General features: G+C 69.1%; 20 protein-coding genes. 11 read left to right on the forward strand and 9 right to left on the reverse strand.

Translation table 11 applies throughout. The features are described from left to right. Nucleotides 1–2: 2 nt before the first annotated feature. Complete coding sequence (locus ABS772_RS25105; protein WP_350397404.1) at nt 3–218, reverse strand: hypothetical protein; 216 nt, start codon at nt 216–218, stop codon at nt 3–5. 331 nt (nt 219–549) lie between these two features. Further along, the gene (locus tag ABS772_RS25110) at nt 550–1,938 is read right to left on the reverse strand and encodes an aminotransferase (protein WP_350397405.1); all 1,389 of its coding nucleotides are present in this window, start codon (nt 1,936–1,938) and stop codon (nt 550–552) included. Between the two features lie 120 nt (nt 1,939–2,058). On the opposite strand from ABS772_RS25110, the gene ABS772_RS25115 reads away from it, so the two are divergent. Further along, entirely contained in the window at nt 2,059–2,598 is a 540-nt protein-coding gene (locus ABS772_RS25115; RefSeq protein ID WP_350397406.1) for a hypothetical protein, read from the forward strand. Nucleotides 2,599–2,663: 65 nt separating this feature from the next. Here ABS772_RS25115 and ABS772_RS25120 read toward each other — a convergent pair whose 3' ends face one another. Together ABS772_RS25120 and ABS772_RS25125 are read right to left on the reverse strand one after the other, a co-directional pair. Further along, nucleotides 2,664–3,026 (reverse strand): hypothetical protein, encoded by a 363-nt coding sequence (locus ABS772_RS25120; protein ID WP_350397407.1) that lies wholly within the window; start codon nt 3,024–3,026, stop codon nt 2,664–2,666. 417 nt (nt 3,027–3,443) lie between these two features. Next, nucleotides 3,444–4,247, reverse strand: a complete 804-nt coding sequence (locus tag ABS772_RS25125) for a response regulator (RefSeq protein ID WP_017486160.1) — start codon at nt 4,245–4,247, stop codon at nt 3,444–3,446. 179 nt (nt 4,248–4,426) lie between these two features. Here ABS772_RS25125 and ABS772_RS25130 point away from each other — a divergent pair, with 179 nt between their 5' ends. Continuing rightward, nucleotides 4,427–4,648, forward strand: a complete 222-nt coding sequence (locus tag ABS772_RS25130) for a NepR family anti-sigma factor (protein WP_238257899.1) — start codon at nt 4,427–4,429, stop codon at nt 4,646–4,648. A gap of 75 nt (nt 4,649–4,723) precedes the next feature. Here the strand turns inward: ABS772_RS25130 and ABS772_RS25135 are convergent, their stop codons facing one another. Next, nucleotides 4,724–4,900, reverse strand: a complete 177-nt coding sequence (locus ABS772_RS25135; protein ID WP_012454900.1) for a DUF1328 domain-containing protein — start codon at nt 4,898–4,900, stop codon at nt 4,724–4,726. Between the two features lie 865 nt (nt 4,901–5,765). Between ABS772_RS25135 and ABS772_RS25140 the strand changes: the two genes are divergently transcribed. Both ABS772_RS25140 and ABS772_RS25145 read left to right on the forward strand, forming a co-directional pair. Continuing rightward, nucleotides 5,766–6,656, forward strand: coding sequence for a DUF2865 domain-containing protein (locus ABS772_RS25140; RefSeq protein ID WP_350397408.1), 891 nt, complete (start codon nt 5,766–5,768; stop codon nt 6,654–6,656). An 87-nt stretch (nt 6,657–6,743) separates the two neighbouring features. Then, nucleotides 6,744–7,676, forward strand: coding sequence for an MBL fold metallo-hydrolase (locus ABS772_RS25145; protein WP_350397409.1), 933 nt, complete (start codon nt 6,744–6,746; stop codon nt 7,674–7,676). Between the two features lie 30 nt (nt 7,677–7,706). On the opposite strand, the gene ABS772_RS25150 is transcribed toward ABS772_RS25145, so the two are convergent. Further along, nucleotides 7,707–8,486, reverse strand: coding sequence for a DUF1499 domain-containing protein (locus ABS772_RS25150; protein WP_350397410.1), 780 nt, complete (start codon nt 8,484–8,486; stop codon nt 7,707–7,709). Between the two features lie 122 nt (nt 8,487–8,608). On the opposite strand from ABS772_RS25150, the gene ABS772_RS25155 reads away from it, so the two are divergent. Further along, nucleotides 8,609–9,082 carry a MarR family winged helix-turn-helix transcriptional regulator gene (locus ABS772_RS25155; protein ID WP_350397411.1) on the forward strand — a complete coding sequence of 158 codons (474 nt, stop codon included), beginning with the start codon at nt 8,609–8,611 and terminating at the stop codon, nt 9,080–9,082. Between the two features lie 117 nt (nt 9,083–9,199). Here ABS772_RS25155 and ABS772_RS25160 read toward each other — a convergent pair whose 3' ends face one another. After that, the gene (locus ABS772_RS25160) at nt 9,200–9,496 is read right to left on the reverse strand and encodes a con-10 family general stress protein (protein WP_350397412.1); all 297 of its coding nucleotides are present in this window, start codon (nt 9,494–9,496) and stop codon (nt 9,200–9,202) included. A gap of 13 nt (nt 9,497–9,509) precedes the next feature. After that, entirely contained in the window at nt 9,510–9,761 is a 252-nt protein-coding gene (locus ABS772_RS25165) for a hypothetical protein (protein WP_350397413.1), read from the reverse strand. Between the two features lie 228 nt (nt 9,762–9,989). Between ABS772_RS25165 and ABS772_RS25170 the strand changes: the two genes are divergently transcribed. Then, nucleotides 9,990–10,439, forward strand: a complete 450-nt coding sequence (locus ABS772_RS25170; RefSeq protein ID WP_238258570.1) for a Crp/Fnr family transcriptional regulator — start codon at nt 9,990–9,992, stop codon at nt 10,437–10,439. A gap of 13 nt (nt 10,440–10,452) precedes the next feature. Here ABS772_RS25170 and ABS772_RS25175 read toward each other — a convergent pair whose 3' ends face one another. Beyond that, nucleotides 10,453–10,896, reverse strand: a complete 444-nt coding sequence (locus ABS772_RS25175; RefSeq protein WP_350397414.1) for a VOC family protein — start codon at nt 10,894–10,896, stop codon at nt 10,453–10,455. 189 nt (nt 10,897–11,085) lie between these two features. On the opposite strand from ABS772_RS25175, the gene ABS772_RS25180 reads away from it, so the two are divergent. From ABS772_RS25180 to ABS772_RS25200, 5 genes are all read left to right on the forward strand, one after another. Further along, nucleotides 11,086–11,778, forward strand: a complete 693-nt coding sequence (locus ABS772_RS25180) for a L,D-transpeptidase (RefSeq protein ID WP_350397415.1) — start codon at nt 11,086–11,088, stop codon at nt 11,776–11,778. Nucleotides 11,779–11,869: 91 nt separating this feature from the next. Further along, nucleotides 11,870–12,022 (forward strand): DUF3096 domain-containing protein, encoded by a 153-nt coding sequence (locus ABS772_RS25185; RefSeq protein ID WP_012454889.1) that lies wholly within the window; start codon nt 11,870–11,872, stop codon nt 12,020–12,022. Between the two features lie 242 nt (nt 12,023–12,264). Then, a complete protein-coding gene (gene ppdK, locus ABS772_RS25190) occupies nt 12,265–14,931 on the forward strand; it encodes a pyruvate, phosphate dikinase (protein ID WP_350397416.1) in 2,667 nt (888 codons plus the stop codon). Between the two features lie 190 nt (nt 14,932–15,121). Then, nucleotides 15,122–15,379, forward strand: coding sequence for a hypothetical protein (locus tag ABS772_RS25195; protein WP_350397417.1), 258 nt, complete (start codon nt 15,122–15,124; stop codon nt 15,377–15,379). A 107-nt stretch (nt 15,380–15,486) separates the two neighbouring features. Next, on the forward strand, nt 15,487–16,392 hold the full coding sequence (locus tag ABS772_RS25200; protein ID WP_350397418.1) for a cell wall hydrolase: 906 nt from the start codon (nt 15,487–15,489) through the stop codon (nt 16,390–16,392). Nucleotides 16,393–16,394: the final 2 nt, after the last annotated feature.

Genomic DNA, 16,394 nt, shown 5'->3' on the forward strand with positions numbered 1-16,394 from the left:
CCTCAGTCGACGGGCTCGTCCTCGTGGACGAAGCGGACGCTGTTCCGGGCTTCCGCCTTGGCGCGGGCCGCCTTGACGGCGTTGCGGCTGACATGGACGGCGGCGGCGAGCGCCGGCAGGGCGACGGGGCGGAAGTTCTCGCGATCCCCGGCCACGGTCGCCGAGGCGGTGCTGCCCGACTCTGCCGCGAAGGTCGGGGTTCGGCTGGGGGCGTACATGATTCCTGTCCTGTTTGCGCTTCGGGGCGGCCGGAGCGCGGCCGCGGCGGCTTGGTCTCACACCTCGCTTGTGGGGCGAGGACGACCTTTACACACCCTCGTCGTGGCAAGATTGCGAAGATGCCGCCTCCGCTTTGATCGATCCGCCGACATGAACGGAAGCTTAAGGCATCCGGCTTGCGGCAAATTCGAGCAAGGCGACATATCGAGCACGGCGCATCGTCACTTTTCGGCCACGCGATAGTGCAGCGCAGCGCGGTCCATCTTGCAATGCCCTCAGGAGATTTACACCCGAAGCGTCGGCGACTTGATTTAGGCCGGGGCCGATCCCTCACGCGGGCATGGGCTTCAAATCCTCATGCGCGATCCAGGCCGCCGTGCGGTCGAGGGCGCGGCCGAGGCGCTCGAACAGGGTGTGGATCTCGTCCGGCTCGATCACCAGCGGCGGGCAGACGGCGATCCGGTCGCCGGCGAGGAAGCGCACGATCAGCCCCTCGTCCTGGGCGAAGGCGACGCAGCGCGCCGCCACCCCCGCCTTCGGCTCGAACTGGCGCTTCGACGGCTTGTCCGCCACGATCTCGATGCCGCCGATCATCCCCAGCCCCCGGGCCTCGCCGACGAGCGGGTGATCGGCCAGCCGCGCCAGGGCGGCCTGGAAGTGCGGCGCCCGCTCGGCGGCCCGCTCGACGATGCGGTCGCGCCGGTAGATGTGGAGCACCCGGTTCGCGACGGCGCAGGCGACGGGGTGCCCGGAATAGGTGGTGCCGTGGCCGAAGCCGCCGAGCTTGACGCTCTCGTCCAGCATCGCGCGGTAGAGCGGCTCGTCGATGCTGATGCCCCCGAGCGGCAGGTAGCCGGAGGTGAGCGCCTTGGCGAAGGACAGGGTGTGCGGACGCATGCCGAGGGTTTCGCCGCCGAACCACGTGCCGAGCCGGCCGAAGCCGCAGATCACCTCGTCGGCGACGAGGCGAACGTCGTAGCGGTCGAGCACCGCCTGGATCGCCGGGAAATAGCCGGCAGGGGGAACGATGGCGCCGCCCGCTCCCATCACCGGCTCGGCGAAGAAGGCCGCGACGGTGTCCGGGTCCTCGGCGAGGATCTGCGCCTCGAGTTCCGCCGCGAGGCGCTGCGAATACGCCTCCTCGCTCTCACCCGCCTCCGCGCCGCGGTAATGGTGCGGACAGGCGGCGTGCAGGAAGCCGTCGAGCGGCAGGTCCCAATCGGCGTGGTTGGCGGGAAGCCCGGTGAGCGAGGCGGTGGCCACCGTCACGCCGTGATAGCCCTTCCGGCGGGCGATGATCTTTTTCTTGCGCGGGCGCCCGAGCGCGTTGTTCATGTACCAGAGCAGCTTGACCTGTGCGTCGTTGGCCTCCGAACCCGACGAGGTGAAGAAGATCTTCGAGGTCGGGACCGGCATCAGCTCCTTCAGCGTCTCGGCCAGCTCGATCGCCGGATCGTGGCTGCGGCCCGAGAACAGGTGCGCGAAGGGAAGCCGGCCCATCTGCTCGGCGGCGGCCTCGACCAGCTCCTCGTTGCCGTAGCCGAGAGCCGTGCACCACAGCCCGGCCATGCCTTCGAGGTAAGGACGGCCGTCGGTGTCGTAGACCCAGACGCCGTGGCCCCGCTCCAGCACCAGCGGACCGGTCTCCCGGAAGGTGGCGAGGTTGGTGTAGGGGTGGATCAGGGTCTCGACGTCGCGGGCGGCGATGTTCGACAGCATGATGCGGCAGCCGGAAGACTACGCCGACAGGATGCGCCGGCAGCGCCGCCACACTAACGGCCGCAATCTCGGTCAGGAAGGCGGAGTCCGCCTGCCTCGAAGACGCAACGACCGCTCGTGATGCTCGATCCGGCCACCATCGTCGCCACGCCCGCCCCCGGCCGCAGCTGCGGCCCCTGCACGCTCTGCTGCAAGGTCTACGAGGTGCCCGCGGTCGAGAGTCCAGCGGGGCGCTGGTGCCGGCATGTCCGCTCGGGCGGCGGATGCGGCATCCATGCGGAGCGGCCGGACCATTGCCGCGCGTTCCACTGCCTCTGGATGACGGAGGCCTGGATCGGGCCGGAATGGCGGCCGGACCGGGCGAAGATGGTGCTCAGTCTCGATCCCGTGACGCGCTTCCTCAACGTGCAGGTCGATCCCGGCCAGGCTGGAGCCTGGAAGCGGGCGCCCTATCACGATCAGCTGCGGCGCTGGGCGGCGGCCTCCCTGCCGCTGCAGCGCTACGTGCTGGTCCACGCCAACGCGATGACGACCGTCGTCCTGCCGGATCGGGACGTGCCGCTCGGCACCTTCGCGCCCGGCGACCGGCTCGTGGCCCGCGAGCGGATGGGGCCGGCGGGAATGACCGCGGATGTGGAGAAGATCTCACAGCCGGCCTGATCTCGGACCGCCTGCCTTGGGCCCCTTCGCTCGACCGTCGCGGCATCCGCTCCGGCCGGGACCGCTCAGGTCATGCAGCGGCCGGGCACCATGCGGCGCGCCTCAGGCCCGACGAGCGAGCTCAGGGGAGCCTCGCAGCCTTCACGGGTCAGGCGACGGGGCTTGGCCGGCAGCTCTTCCTGAGCCGAGCGGGTCGGCACCGACTCCGTGCGCGTGGCGGGGCGCGGTGCGGTCGCCACATGAACCGGGCTGAGGGCCGTCGAGTAGGGGCGCATGCCCGGCAGCGGCGTGGCGGGCGCCTCGTAGGCGACGCGCGGACCCGTCGGGCCCCCCATGGCGTCGGCCTCCTGCCGGACGACCGGCAGCAGCAGCAGGGTCAGGATCGCAGCGGGAACACTCACACCGAGGACGAGGCCGGTCCGAAGCATCTTTGCGATCTCCGATGGGAGCTTGACAGGTTGTCATCACAACGCTGCTTTCGGATCACCGGTTCCTTCACTGTCCCGCTTCGGATCAAGTCAGTATTCCAACCCCGATTCGCGGCCTCGCCGGCCCGGCCCGCGCACCGATTCGACTCGGTGGGACGTGGCAAAAAGACATCTGTGGACAGAAAATCGGCGCCGGTGAGCGAATTTCGGAACCTCGCCGACGGCTAACCGTTGAGGAAGCACCCGGCCACCTGGTCCTCCCCGCATTCCCCTTGTGCATCGGCCGGAACCTCTTCACGGGTCGGACAATGGTCCGGCCCGTTTTTTCGTGCCCGGTCTCCGTCCCAGGCTTCCGGCCACGAAAAAGGGCGCCGGCCTCGCTGGCCAGCGCCCTCGGTTCTCGTCCGGTGCGTCGGTTCAGGCGTTGTGCGCCTCGCGGCGGCGGGCGCTCTGCTGGAAGAACAGCGCCTGGCTGATCACGGCCGAGACGTTGGCGGGCTGGAACGGCTTGGCGATGAGGAAGGCCGGCTCCGGCCGCTCGCCGGTGAGGAAGCGCTCCGGATAGGCGGTGATGAAGATCACCGGCACCTCGAAGGTCTTCAGGAGGTCGTTGACCGCATCCAGGCCCGACGAGCCGTCGGCGAGCTGGATGTCGGCGAGGATCAGGCCGGGGCGCTTGCTCTCGGACGCGATCTTGACCGCCTCGCTGCGGGTCCGCGCCACGCCGATGACGTTGTGGCCGAGCCCTTCCACCAGGGCTTCGAGATCCATGGCGATGAGCGGCTCGTCCTCGATGATCAGGATCTCGGTCGCCATGTCGGCGGCGAGCTCACGGCCCGCCTCGTCCACCAGGTCGCGCACCTTGTTCACGTCCACGTCCAGGATCACGCCGGCATCCTCCTCGGAGAAGCCTTCGAGGCAGGAGAGCAGGAAGGCCTGCCGGGGCAGCGGGGTGATCTGGCCGAGCCGGACTTCGGCCGGAAGGTCGTGCTGCACCTGATCGCTGTGGCCGTTGACCGAGAGCGAGTTCCAGATCCGCGTGAAGACGCGGAAGAGGTCCGCCTTGACGTTCGTGCTGCGGCCCAGGGTCTCGGGCTCGTTGACCAGCGTCTCGAGCGTGGCGGCGACGTAGGCGTCGCCCGCCACCTGACTGCCCGTGAGCGCGCGCGCGTAACGGCGCAGGTACGGCAGGTGCTGCACGACCAGTTGTGCTGTCGACATGAGTTCCCCTGAGCCTCTTCGCTCTTCGCTTATCGATGCGCCCCTAACGCGGGGGCTCGACGTCCGTTCCTGGCCCATGCGGAACCCAAGCCGCATGGCCGCGTTGCTGCTGCAGCCATGACTCATGTCAAGCTGCAAGACAATCGCGGCAGATGTGGCGCCAAGGGGATCTTGAAAGCATGAACGAGGACGAGCCGGCCGGTGCGTTCCCGACCGGGGACCGGCCCACTCGATTGCGTGCCGAGAACGGTTTGAATGACCAGACGCAGAGGCGCATCGGCACCCATCTGCGCGCACTCTACGATTCCGTCGTGCAACAGCCGATACCGGACCGTTTCCGAGATCTGATCGCACGCCTCGAGGATGACGGACCGAAGCCGGAGGGGCCGGTCGGTCCCTGAATTCCCTTTCAGACTGATCCCGAATGGCGCGAGCCGCCCCCGGAAGTCGGGTGCGGCTCGCTTGTCAGGCCATCGTCACAACGTCGTCGAGCGACCGCGCATCAGGCCGATCACGGCCGAGATCGCGAACAGGACGATCGCGACGAAAAACACGAGCTTGGCGGCCTCCATGGCCGTGCCGGCGATGCCGCCGAAGCCCAGCAGGGCCGCGACGAGGGCAACCACCAGGAACGTAACAGCCCACCCGAGCATGTCCAACTTCCTTCCAACAACTGGCGCGGCCCGTGCCGCCGCCTCTTGGAAGCAATAACGCCAAGTTTTCGCCGGGAGTTCCTTTTCGCGGCCGCGGCGCCGTGAAGAGTTTATTACGAACCGCGTGCGACCGTCGCAGGGTCTCGGAACCGACTGGCAAATCCGGCCGTTCGTCACCATCTCTCCGCAAGACGACGACCAGACTTGTCGATGTGAAGGAGGCCTCTGGCGTGCCCGCACAGAAAAAGCCCTTAGTTCCCGGTATCGCTCAGGTGAAGGCCGCCTTGGAGGCCACAGCCCGGCTCGTGTCGGCGCTCGCGCCGCAGCCGGTTCTGCAGCCCATTCCGGTCCGCGTGAAATCCGCCCGTCGTCGCTGAGACAGACGGCAGCCTTTCGACCCTTATTCGGTCGCCGCAAGGTGATCCCATCGAGCGCCGTCCCCCCGGGCGGCGCTTTTTTCGTGGCGTCGATCTTTCCACAGCTTTGCGCCCGCTTGGAGCGAAAAACCGATCACGGTCCGCGCCGAACAACGATGGGCCGCCGAGCGTTCCGACCGGAAACACTCGTTTCATCGCTCGAAAGGCCGGTTCGGGTCCGCTTCTGCGTGGTCTTCCCAAATTGTCACCGCTTTGCTCGGCGGCCTAGCTGACGCCCGAGCGATACGGTCAGCCGGTCCGCCTCGATGGCGGATAGGCCGCAGGCGCCGGGGTGACGGGGGGTGGCGGGGATGGGTTTCGGCAAGCGTGCGCCCGGAGCATGGGCAGCGAGAAGCCCGGCTGAACCGGTTGCGGCGCCGCGCCGCCGACTTGTCACGACAGCTCTCCTCGGCTTGCTGATCGGCCTCGGCCTGACGAGTGCGACGACGATGGTGCGTGCTTCCGAACGGGGCCTGCTCAACGGGCTGTTCGAGACGATCTTCGGCGCAGCGAGCCCCGCACCCGCCGTCGTCGCGAAGCCGATCCCGAGAGCGCCCCGGCGCTACGCATCGCTCCCCGAGCCGCGTCGCAGCGCGGGAAACCGTCTGGTGCAACGGACGCCGCGCCTCGAAGCGCGCACGGTGCCGCCCGGCCGGCGCGAGCGGGCCGTCGCACCGGCTTCCTTCGCAGCCGGAACGCGGACCGTCTGCGTGCGCCGCTGCGACGGATTCGCATTTCCCCTCGGCCGTTTGCAGGCACGGGCGGATCTGCCCGTTCACGCCGCGGCCTGCGCCGCCGCCTGCCCGAACGCGCAGACGGACCTGTTCACCCTGGCGCCGGGTCGGTCCGAGTTCGAGCAGTCGGTCGGTCTCGACGGCCGCCCCTATCTCCGCACCGCCTCGGCCAACGTCTATCGCCGCACCCGCGTCGAGAACTGCTCCTGCCAACCGACGGGTGTCGCGGGGCCGCTGATGCCGCTCGCCGACGACCGCACCCTTCGGCCGGGCGACGTCGTCGCCTCGGACGAGGGAGCCGACCTCGTCGCCGGCCTCTCCCGCGCCGGGCCGACGCTCGTCGATTACCGGGTCGCGGCCCTGAGCCGGCGCGGCCGCGGCATCATCGAGGAAAGGGTCGGCGCCCTGCGTCGTGACGCGGCCGGTGCGGCGTTCCAGGAGGTCCTGCGCGCCGCGCGGTCGGGATCCCGCCGGGTGCGCGTCGCGGAAGCGCAGACCATGAAGCTGCGGGTCGACATGGCCGCGGCGGACTTCGCGCCGGTCGCCTCGCGCGGCGAAGGCTTCGCGCCGGTCCGCATCGTGTCGCCCTCCCCGTTCGGGCAGTGATCGGATCGCGTCCGGCCGGCGCCCGAGTTGGCGAAACGGCCGGGCTGTCGTAGGCGGGCGGCACCGTCGTCGTTTGAAGCCGTCATCATGAGTGAACCGTCCGCGGACGCGAAAGGCCCCTCGCCCGATTTCGAGAGCGCTCTGCCCGCGCCCGGGCGGACCGAGACGATGAGCCCGCTGGTGCGGCGGCGGATCTGCCCCAATGGCGGTCCCTTCACCGCGAGCGGGACCTGCAGCTACATCGTCGGGCGCGGCCGTGTCGCGGTGATCGATCCGGGTCCGGCGGATTCCGGGCACATCGACGGATTGCTGGCCTCGCTCGATGGCGAGCAGGTCGAGGCCATCGTCGTCACCCACACCCACCGCGACCATTCACCGGGCGCTCGCCTGCTGCAGGAGCGAACCGGCGCGCCGATCGTCGGCTGCGGCCCGCACCGGGCCGCCCGGCAGCTCGCCGAGAACGAGCTGCCCGCCCTCGATGCCAGCGCGGACCGCGAGCACCGGCCCGACCGGGAGCTGGCGGAGGGAGAGAGCCTGACCGGCGACGGCTGGACGCTGACCGCTTTGGCGACCCCCGGCCACACCATGAACCATCTCGCCTTCGCCCTGCCCGAGGAGAACGTGCTGTTCTCCGGCGACCATGTGATGGCGTGGTCGACTTCGGTCGTCGCGCCGCCGGACGGATCGATGCGGGCCTACATGGACTCGCTGGAGCGCCTGCGCGATCGGAGCGAGACGCTGTACTGGCCGGGCCATGGCGGACCCGTCCGCGATCCCCGCCGCTTCGTGCGCGGGCTTGCCGCCCACCGCCGTCAGCGCGAGGCGGCGATCCGTGCCCGGCTCGAGGCGGGCGACCGCGACATCGCGGCCATCGTCGGCACCGTCTATCAGGGCCTCGCACCGCACCTGCGCGGCGCGGCGGCGCTCTCCGTCTTCGCCCATCTGGAAGATCTGGTGGAGCGGGGCCTCGCCGTCACCGACGGCCCGCCCCTGCTCGGTGGAACGTTCCGGCCCGCCTGAGCAACGCCCGACGGCGCCGCACCGCCCACCTTACTTCAGGGCGATGGCGAGGTTGGCGACCTCGTCGAGGTAGGAGCGGATCCGGTCGGCATTGTCGCCGAAATCGCGGTCGCCGATCCGGGAGGCCGAGCGCACGTCGATGCGCGCGCCGTCGGCCCGCGGATGCACCCGCACGGTGATGTCGGCGGGCAGGTTCAGGATCCGGGTATGGGCCACCGCCTCGATGCGGCCGTTGCCGATCCGCCCGCCGGGCCGGATCGCCTCGACGATCTGCCACTTGCGGTTCACCGCCGCCTTGCGCGCCAGCTCAAACGCCTCGTCGGCCTCGACGTCGAGGGTCAGCGGCGCGATCTGCGGATAGGCCGCCCGCTGCGCCTCCCGCGTCGCCTGTCCCGGCTCAGGAGGGTAGCGGCCGTCGCGGGCGGCGAAGGCGAGGCGCGAGCGCGAGAAGGCGGGCGGGCGCTCGGTATCCGTCGAGACATCGGTGAGCGTCGGCAGGCGCACGCCCTTGAGTGCGGCATAGGCCGGATAGGCCAGGACGAGGCTGGCCAGGAACAGGCCGCCGATGGCCGCCCCGAGGCCGCCCGCGCCCTCGCGCCACACCCGCACCATCGCGAACACCGCCAGCGCCACCGCGACGACGGAGAGGGCGATCCCGCTCCCGAGCACGGCGAGAGCCGGCGCCGGCTCGGCCGACGGGCTGCGCACGATCAGCACCGCCATGGCGGTGACGATCAGGGAGAACAGGGCGAGCGTCCGCGCGTAGCGGCCCGCCCGCGTCACCGGTTCATCGAGAAGCTGACGACGCATGGTCCCGGAAACGGATGAAAGGATGTGAGGCGTGGATAAATCGCCGCGCAGTCTACAGGCTGGGGGTGGACTGCGCCACTCGGCTACCCGGCGCGGATCCCTCTGCTACAAGCTGGACGGACATGTCCGAGCGTCAAGCCCGTCCCGCGTCGAACGCCGAACCTGTCGATCCCCTGCGGGTCTGGTTTCGGTTCATCCGCCTCAGCCGGCGCGTCACGGCCGCCGTCGCCGCGGAACTGCGGGAGCTCGGCCTGTCGATCCCGCAATTCGACGTATTGTCGACCTTGAGCGAGCGCGAGGGGCTGACGCAGCAGGAACTGGCCGCGCGGCTCTACGTCACCAAGGGCAACGTGTCGGGCCTGATCGACCGCCTCGTCGAAGCCGGACTGGTCGAGCGCCGTTCGATCCCCGGCGATCGTCGCTCCCACGCGCTCCATCTCACCGGCGCGGGCGCCGAGGTCGCGGCGCGCGGGATCGCGGCGCAGGCCGCCTACGTCGCGCGAACCTTGGGGCGGCTCGACGACGCCGATCTCCGCGCCTTCGAGGACCTCGTGGTCAAATGGCGCGAACTGGCACGCGCCGACGCATCGATCTGACAGCCGGTACAAAAAGAAACAGACGCCCGCGGCGCCCGTAGTTGGAAATATATTTCTGTTTTTTGGAAGGCTGGGCGGTCGAGCGCGGGTGACGCGCCCGGTACCGCCTCAGCCGGTTTAAGCCTCGCCGGTGCGGCCGGTCGATTGACCGCCCTTGCGGCCGGCGGATGAGGCCAGCTCACGATCCTGCGAGAAGGAGCGCTTCTCAGCCGGGACCGATCGACCGCCCTTACTGGCGATCTCGCGCTGCCGCTCGATATTCATGGAAGCGAAACCTCGCTTCGAGGTGGAATTACCAGATGCCATCAGCGCCTCCTCAGGCCAACTCTTCACACCCTCCTCAACCATCATCCCTTTCGATTGTTCCTTGGCTGTATCGACGGCCGAGCTTTGGGAAACCCCTGTTTCGTCCAAACGTTAGGCGTGCTCACACCAGCGCGTTGCGCGGAGTTGTGAACAGGTCTCCACAGGCCGGTCCACACCCATGAGGAGCCGGGATGACGAACCGACATATGGTGAAGCCTTCGCTCGCGGCCAAGTCCGACTCGGCTTCCGCGGCCCCTGGTCGCCCCGAGCCGAACAGGACACCGTTGCCGCCGATGCCGGCGCCGGAAGACAGCCCGACGCCGACGACGGACGAGGAACCGATCGACTCGCCCCAGCCGAATGCCAGCGCCAAGCGGAACCCGCCGGGCCCCGGCAACCTCGGATTGTCGACGGACCGCAAGGGGTGACCATCAGGCAAGATAGTGCCGATGCGTGAGGGGACGGGGCGGCTGGTGGCTTTGCCGGTGTCACCCGTCGGGTCTCGACCGTCTGACGGCAGGGCTGCTTTGACACGACCCGCCGCTGCGTCTACCCGCGGGCCTTTCCGCCTGCCGCCCTGGAGGCGCATCGGAGTGTGTCCATGACCCTCGACAACGAGGTGATGTCCCTGCGGCAGGTGCCGCTGTTCCGCGAGGTCGAGCCGTCACGCCTCAAGCTCCTCGCGTTTACCAGCGAGCGCGTGCATTTCGAGGCGGGCCAAGCCTTCTTCGCCCGCGGCGAGGCGGCGGACGCGGCCTATCTCATCCTCGAAGGATCAGCCGCGGTCTCCATCGACGGGCCGTTCGGTCCCGTCCGCCTCGCCCTGCTCGGCCCCAACGCCCTCGTCGGCGAGATGGGCATCCTGGCCGATCAGCCGCGCTCGGCGACGGTGACCGCCGACACGGCGACGACGGCTCTGCGGATCGACCGCGACGTCTTCATCGAATTGCTCGCGCAGTTCCCGCAGATCGGCATCGCCGTCATGCGCGAACTCGCCCTCCGCCTGGAGCAGACCAACCAGCGGCTGGCCGAGCGCGTCGGCAACGCCTGACCGGCGCGCTGCCTCACGGCGTCGAATAGGTGATGAACTCCATGAGTGACCCGTCCGGATCGCGGAAGTAGACGCTCACGCCCTTCCCGGCCGCGCCGTGGCGCTCGACCGGTCCCAACTCGACCGCGACGCCGTGGACGGCGAGATGCGCCATCGCCTCCTCGATCGAGCCCGACCACCGGAAGCAGAGGTCGCTGCCGCCGGGCATCACCGGCTCGCGGGCGCGCGGCGTGCCGATCTGGCCCGGACCGTGGACGTTGAGCTGGACGCCGCCGAAGCGGAACACCACGCCCTTGCCGAACGGGATCACCTCGGCCCGCAGCACGTCCCGGTAGAACGCGGTCGCGCGCTCCCAGTCGGAGACGTGGATGACGCAATGGTCGAGGTGGATCGCCGGCGCGAGCGTCGCGATATCGGTCCCCGCCTCCTCGACGAGCTGGGTCTCGGTCTCGGGCATCCTTCCCCTCCGGCTCACGCGATTTTGCGCTGCAGATAACGCGGTCCGCTCCCGGGGCGAGACTGCCTCACGGCAACGTTCCTCGGCCGATGCGGCCCCTAAGTCACACCCGATCGGCCCCGGGGCGGGTAGTCATGGCGAATGAATTGCAACGCCAACCCGCCGCCCGCGGCGGTGACAGGAGCCGCTATGGCCGCCCCCAAGACCGCCGGCACGGCCGCCTCCATCGCGGCCCGGACGGCGACCCGCCGCGTGATGCTCGCCGCCTTCTGCCTCGTCCCGCTCGCGGCCTGCCAATCGTCCAAGCCGGGCCCGATGGCGGGCGGCGGCGACGATGCGGCCTGGTACATCGGTACGATGCCCGACAAGCCGTTCGACGTGCCGCTGGTCGACCGGTCTCGGATCGATCCGAAGTACCGCCGCCAGGAGGTCGCCTATGCCGGCCCGGAGGCGCCGGGCACCATCGTTGTCGACATCGACAAGCGTCAGCTCGCCCTGGTTCAGGAGGGCGGCACGGCGCTGCAATACGGCGTCGGGGTCGGCAAGGCCGGCTTCTCGTGGAAGGGCGACGCACGGGTCGGCCGCAAGGGCGTGTGGCCGGATTGGAGCCCGACCACGACGATGGTCTCGCTCAATCCGAGCATCGAGCGGTCGCGCAAGGGCGGCATCGACAACCCGCTCGGCGCCCGCGCCCTGTATCTCTACAACGGCAACCGCGACACGCTGTTTCGCATCCACGGCACCAACGAGCCCTGGAGCATCGGCGAGCAGATGTCCTCGGGCTGCGTGCGCATGCTCAACGAGGACATCGTCGATCTCTACGAGCGCGTCCCCGTCGGCGCCCGCGTCGTGGTGAAGCGCAACGGCAAGTACCGCGTCTGATCCGGCCGGGTTCGGGGAACCTTTTGCGTTCCCCGAGCGTCGTTGCTCTGCGGCCAAGCTTGGCCGTGGGATCGCGTTCGAACACCTGGCCATGACCATCACCCTTTCGCATCTCCAGCCGATCGTCGCGATCCTGGCGGGCATCCTGATCCTGATCGCGCCGCGGCTGCTGAACTACATCGTGGCGATCTATCTGATCGTCGTCGGGCTGATCGGGCTGGGCGTCCTTCGCCACTTCTCCTGAAAGGGGGAAGCGGGAAGCGGTGGCCCGGCCTCTCTTTTGCAGCGCAACCTTTGCCGTCCCGCGCCCTTCCGCGCCGGGGCGCACTCCCCTTTTGGGATGCGCGCACTAAGCTCTGACAGAGCCCCCACATCGTCACTCCTCGTGGCGGAGCGACGTGAAGCTTATCCTTGCACTGCGACATGAGATGCGCCACGCCCGCGTGAGCGGCGCTTGGTCGCCAGATCCGTCCAGCGGAGAGACTGATGACGAAATGGGTCTATTCCTTCGGTGACGGCAAGGCCGAGGGCGAGGCGTCGATGCGCAATCTCCTCGGCGGCAAGGGCGCCAACCTCGCCGAGATGTCGAACCTCGGCCTTCCGGTGCCCCCCGGCTTCACCATCACCACGGAAGTTTGCACCTACTACTACCAGAACGGCGAGACCTACCCGGCGGAACTCGCCGACGAGGTGAAGGCCGCTCTCGACAAGGTCGGTGCGCTCACCGGCCGCCGCTTCGGCGACGCCGAGAAACCCCTGCTCGTCTCGGTCCGCTCCGGCGCCCGCGCCTCGATGCCGGGCATGATGGACACCGTGCTCAATCTCGGCCTCAACGACACCACCGTCGAGGCGATGGCGAAGGACGCCGAGGACGAGCGCTTCGCCTACGATTCCTATCGGCGCTTCATCACGATGTACTCGAACGTCGTGCTCGGCGTGGAGCATCACGCCTTCGAGGAGGCGCTAGAGCACTACAAGGACGAGAAGGGCCTCAACCTCGACACCGAGCTGAAGGCCGACGACTGGAAGCACCTGATCGGCGTCTACAAGAAGATCGTCCGCGACGAGCACGGCTCCGACTTCCCGCAAAAGCCCGAGGACCAGCTCTGGGGCGCGATCGGCGCGGTGTTCGATTCCTGGATGATCCCGCGGGCCAAGAAGTACCGCGAGCTGAACAACATCCCCGAGAGCTGGGGCACGGCGGTCAACGTCCAGGCCATGGTGTTCGGCAACATGGGCGACACCTCGGCCACCGGCGTCGCCTTCACCCGCAACCCCTCCACCGGCGAGAGCGCGCTCTACGGCGAGTTCCTCATCAACGCACAGGGAGAGGACGTGGTGGCGGGCATCCGCACCCCGCAGGACATCACCGAGAAGGCCCGCATCGAGGCAAAGAGCGAAAAGCCTTCGATGGAGAAGGCGATGCCCGAGAGTTTTTCCGAATTGACCCGCATCTACGGGATTCTGGAAAAGCACTACCGCGACATGCAGGACATGGAGTTCACCATCGAGCGGGGTAAGCTCTGGATGCTCCAGACCCGCAATGGCAAGCGCACCGCCAAGGCGGCCCTGCGCATCGCCGTGGAGCTCGCGGGCGAGGGCCTGATCTCGAAGGAGGAGGCGATCAAGCGTATCGAGCCCGGCGCGCTGGACCAGCTCCTGCACCCGACCATCGACCCGGATGCCGAGCGCAAGGTCATCGCCACCGGCCTGCCGGCCTCCCCCGGCGCCGCCGTCGGCGAGATCGTGTTCAACTCGGAGGCGGCGGAAGCCGCCAAGAAGGCCGAGCGCCGCTGCATCCTCGTGCGCATCGAGACCTCGCCCGAGGACATCCACGGCATGCACGCCGCCGAGGGCATCCTCACGACGCGCGGCGGCATGACCAGCCACGCGGCCGTCGTCGCCCGCGGCATGGGCAAGCCCTGCGTCTCCGGCGTCGGCTCGATCCGGATCGACTACAAGGCGCAGACGCTCACCGTCGGCGGCGTGACCCTGAAGGCGGGCGACGTCATCACCATCGACGGCTCGACCGGCCAGGTGATCGAGGGCGAGGTCAAGATGCTCCAGCCGGAGCTGTCGGGCGACTTCGCCGCGCTGATGGAGTGGGCGGACGCGGTCCGCACCATGAAGGTGCGCACCAACGCCGACACCCCGGCCGACGCCCGCGCCGCTCGCAAGTTCGGCGCGGAAGGCATCGGCCTGTGCCGGACCGAGCACATGTTCTTCGAGGGCGACCGCATCGTCGCGGTGCGCGAGATGATCCTCTCCGACGATGCCGAGGGCCGTCGCAGCGCGCTCGCGAAGATCCTGCCCTACCAGCGCCAGGACTTCGCGGAGCTGTTCACGATCATGTCGGGCCTGCCGGTCACGATCCGCCTGCTCGATCCGCCGCTGCACGAGTTCCTGCCGCACACGGACGAGGAAATCAGCGAAGTCCAGGCCGCGACCGGTATCCCGGAGGACAAGATCCGCAACCGCATCCGGGAACTCTCCGAGCACAACCCGATGCTCGGCTTCCGCGGCTGCCGGCTCGCCATCGCCTTCCCCGAGATCGCCGAGATGCAGGCCCGCGCGATCTTCGAGGCGGCGGTGCAGGCCGCCAAGGATACCGGCGCCCCGGTGACGCCGGAGGTGATGGTGCCGCTCGTCTTCACGCGGATGGAGTTCGACATCGTCAAGGCCCGGATCGACGCCATGGCCAAGGCCGTGACGGAGGAGACGGGGGCGAAGCTCGAATACCAGGTCGGCACGATGATCGAGCTGCCGCGGGCGGCGCTCAAGGCCGGCGAGATCGCCGAGACCGCGGAGTTCTTCTCCTTCGGCACTAACGATCTCACCCAGACGGCGCTCGGCATCTCCCGCGACGACGCCGCCACCTTCCTCGGGCCCTACACCCAGAAGGGTATCCTCTCGGTCGATCCGTTCGTGTCGATCGATCAGGAGGGCGTGGGCGAACTCGTGAAGATCGGCGCCGAGCGCGGCCGCGCCACCCGCGACGGGCTCAAGCTCGGAATCTGCGGCGAGCATGGCGGCGACCCGGCCTCGATCGGCTTCTGCCAGGAGGTCGGCCTCGACTACGTGTCCTGTTCGCCCTTCCGGGTGCCGATCGCCCGCCTCGCCGCGGCGCAGGCAGCGCTCGGCAAGGACGCCTGAAACGCTCGATGAACGACCCCGCGGGCCCACGGTCCGCGGGGGGTTCAGGGATGGCGGGGCAAGCTTCGCAATAATTTTGCGGACAGACCCCTGAACCCGTGTCGCCCAGGCACGTTACCTGCTAGCGGAAGACCCTGCGCGGCGAGCGCCGATTGGTCTTCTGGCCAGGGCACCCGCGGGACTTCCAGCCATGTCGAATCCCGACTCTCCCTCTGCCCTCCTGGATCATCGCGCCATCGTTCCCGGCCACCGGGCGATGCAGGCCGCCTATCTCGGGGTTCTCGCGACATTGGCCGCCGCGGCCGGTGTGGTCGGGCTCGTCTATTTCGAGGCCGACCGCAACGGGCGCGAGGCGGGCCGGATGATCATTGCCTCGCAGGACGGCAGCGGCTACGTCGCCGCGCTGGTGCACGGCATGGCCCAGCGTCACGGCCGCCCGACCCCTTAACCGTCCGGCAACCACGTTCGCGATTAAACTCCTGCCCGTGAGGAACGGTCGCTCCCGCTTGCGCTAGGCTGGGGCTTCCGGCCGCTCGTGAGCGTGGAGTGTCGGCGTTGCGTACGAGGCGCGTTCGAGGTCTGGGGCTCGGCCCCCGCTGGATCGTCTCGGCCGTGGTGCCGTGGATGCTGGCGAGCGGCCTGCTGGTTTCCTTCACCGCCACCGCCGGCACCGATGCCACGCTCCGGCCGGACCGACTCTCGGAGCGGGACGTCGCGGTGACGGGTGCGCTGGTGGCGTCCACCTCGTGGAGCCCGGACGTGATCGATGCCGGTCTCGTGACGCCCGGCGCTCCTCACGAAGCCGAGCCGGGGGAGGATGGCCTCCCCGCCCTCGCCGATTCCGACGGTGCCACCCCCGCCACGCCTCGCGCCGTCGCCCTTTCCTCGGTGACGCCGGCGCCCGCCGACGCGACCCCGATCGAGGTCGCCGCGTCGAGCCTCGCCCTTCCCGGCTTCTCGGCCCGCCTCGACCGTGGCCCGTCGGTGCTTGATCCGCAGATGGCGGCGCCGGAGGCCAAGTCCCACTACGCCGAGCTGATCAACCCGGACGCGATGGACCGCGAGCAGCGCTGCCTCGCCGAGGCCGTCTATTTCGAGGCCCGCAGCGAGCCCGAGGAGGGACAGGCCGCCGTCGCGCAGGTGGTGCTGAACCGCGTCAAGAGCGGGCTCTACCCCTCCTCGGTCTGCGGCGTCGTCTACCAGAACCGCCACCGCTTCATGGGCTGCCAGTTCTCGTTTGCCTGCGAGGGCAAGTCACTGCGCATCACCGACGCGGAATCGTGGCGCAGCGCGACTCGCGTCGCCAGCGCGGTGATCGAGGGCCGGACCTATGTCAGCGAGGTCGGTGGCGCAACTCACTACCACGCCGACTACGTCCGCCCCGGCTGGTCCCGCCGGCTCAAGCGCAAGGACATGATCGGCCGGCACATCTTCTACCAGTTGAAGCCGAACCAGACCTGATC

This window comes from Methylorubrum podarium, from assembly GCF_040270385.1.
In the GTDB taxonomy this organism is placed as follows: domain Bacteria; phylum Pseudomonadota; class Alphaproteobacteria; order Rhizobiales; family Beijerinckiaceae; genus Methylobacterium; species Methylobacterium podarium.